2 protein-coding genes and 1 pseudogene are annotated in these 2,118 nt (G+C 44.5%); all 3 read left to right on the top strand.

Annotated elements, in window-relative coordinates:
• The first annotated feature begins 157 nt into the window (after positions 1-157).
• Entirely contained in the window at positions 158-1,078 is a 921-nt protein-coding gene (locus RINTHH_RS10080; RefSeq protein WP_008232152.1) for a rolling circle replication-associated protein, read from the top strand.
• Positions 994-1,338: a phage ORF5 protein gene (locus RINTHH_RS11445; protein ID WP_456238854.1), complete on the top strand. Its 345-nt coding sequence runs from the start codon at positions 994-996 to the stop codon at positions 1,336-1,338. The genes RINTHH_RS10080 and RINTHH_RS11445 overlap by 85 nt, the downstream gene beginning before the upstream one ends.
• 2 nt (positions 1,339-1,340) lie before the next feature.
• Positions 1,341-2,118: pseudogene (locus RINTHH_RS11650) on the top strand (major capsid protein); the annotation flags it as partial.

The following is a 2,118-nucleotide window of genomic DNA, read 5'->3' as shown; positions in this document are numbered from 1 at the left end:
ACTGCACAAAATTAACCAGGAGAGCAATATGCGTCCAGTTAAAAGATCAAGAGTAAATAAGGCCCGATCTGCAGGCAAGTTTCGTAAGCAGGTCGGTAAAACAAAGATGGCAAATCTGCGTAGTAATCCGATGCGCGGCGGATGGCGGCTGTGATTAATGCCGTGTTTCAGTCCCGTTCAGGCGTGGCGAACTGATAAAGGTGAAATCGTATTTTGGCGAAGACACGACGCAGAAACAGAGTACAAGCTTCCTTGCGGACATTGCGAAGGTTGTCTTCTCGAGAGATCGAGACAGTGGGCCGTCAGGTGCATGCACGAGGCCCAGTTGTGGGAAAGAAATTGTTTCGTGACGTTGACGTATGAGGAAACACCGCCGTGGAACAGTTTAAGGCATTCGGATTTTCAGAAGTTTATGAAGCGACTTAGAAAGCGATTTAAAGGACATAAGGAGAACATAGATGTTCGAACTGGGAAAAGTTCTTATCCAATTCGCTATTACATGGCTGGTGAGTATGGGACGCACGGTGGCCGTCCTCACTACCACGCTTGTCTCTTCAATTTTGCTTTTGAGGATATTGAGTTTCTTAGACGAACTAACAGCGGTTCTAACCTCTATCGCTCGGCACAGCTGGAAAGCTTATGGCCGCACGGTTTTAGTTCTGTTGGTGATGTCACTTTTGAGTCTGCTGCTTACGTGGCACGTTATGTGATGAAGAAAATGAATAAGGAGGCGATCGAAAAAGGACAGGAAATTAATTGGGAAACCGGCGAGGTTATGCCTCGATTACCGGAATATAACAAGATGAGTTTGAAGCCAGGCATTGGCGCAAACTTTATAGATAAATATCAGTCGGATGTGTTCCCTAACGATTATGTGATTGTTAATGGACACAAAGCTAAACCCCCCCGCTACTACTTTAAACGTTTAAAACAAGCAGCTCCCGATCTGTATGAACAGGTCGAGTTTGTGCGTGCAAAAAAAGGAATGGAGTTATGCGAGGAAAACACACCAGAGAGACTTGGCGCACGTCAAATTGTGCTCCAGTCGAAATTGAAAAAATTAGAAAGGAACTTGTAATGTCAAAGCCAGTTGTATGTGTAAGAGATGTGAAAGCAGATCAGTTTGGTAACCCCTTNTTCCCATCTAGTAAGGGTGTCGCCTTAAGAGAGTTTCAGGATGTGGTTAATCAACCTAACGAGGATTCGATTATTTATAAGCATCCTGAGGATTTTGATTTGTATTTGTTAGGTGAATTTGATGAATCGACCGGAAAGTTCGATGTGTTGGATTTGCCTGAATTAATGATGGCAGGAAAGGCCGCTAAATTAGGAGACTAGTAATGATGCATCGTAATCGGTCGGCTTCGGCTCACCAGTTTGCAATGATTCCGAGGGCGGAGATCCCTCGGAGTAAGTTTGACGCACAGAAGACCTATAAGACTGCTTTTGATAGCGGTTATTTGGTGCCTATTTATTGTGATGAAGTTTTACCTGGCGATTCCGTCTCGCTAAAGATGACAGCGTTCACGCGACTGGCAACACCTTTGTATCCAGTGATGGACAATATGTATCTGGATACCTTTTCTTCTTTGTTCCAAATAGGTTGATTTGGACAGATTGGGTTAAGTTCATGGGTGAACGCGATAACCCAAATGATTCTATTGATTATGTAGTGCCTACAGCGACCTCCCCTGCGGGTGGTTATGCTGTTGGTTCGTTACAGGATTATATGGGATTACCGACGGTCGGTCAGGTTGACGGTTCGTCAACGGTTACTCATTCACAGTTTTGGCCACGTGCTTATAACTTGATTTGGAATGAGTGGTTTAGAGACGAGAATTTGCAGGATAGTGTTCATGTTGATACAGACTCTGGCCCTGATCAGTACACTGATTATTCTTTGCTTCGCCGCGGTAAGCGGCATGATTATTTTACGAGTTGTTTACCTTGGCCTCAGAAAGGTAATCAAGTTGAGATGCCTCTCGGAACGTCTGCACCAGTATATGGAAACGGAAAAGCGCTTGGTTTAACTGATGGTTCCGCGAATAACTATGGTATGCGCGGTTGGGGATCAGGTGAATTAGCTGCTTATACAGGTAGTTATAACCAGAATGTTGG

This window comes from Richelia intracellularis HH01, assembly GCF_000350105.1.
In the GTDB taxonomy this organism is placed as follows: Bacteria; Cyanobacteriota; Cyanobacteriia; order Cyanobacteriales; family Nostocaceae; genus Richelia; species Richelia intracellularis.
The sequence above is the reverse complement of the archived record's forward strand: the minus strand, read 5'-3'. Positions and strand labels throughout refer to the sequence as shown.

What these genes read in the sequence shown, in the direction of transcription:
- RINTHH_RS10080 (WP_008232152.1), top strand. Translation starts at nt 158, where the DNA reads ATGCCGTGTTTCAGTCCCGTTCAGGCGTGGCGAACTGATAAAGGTGAA.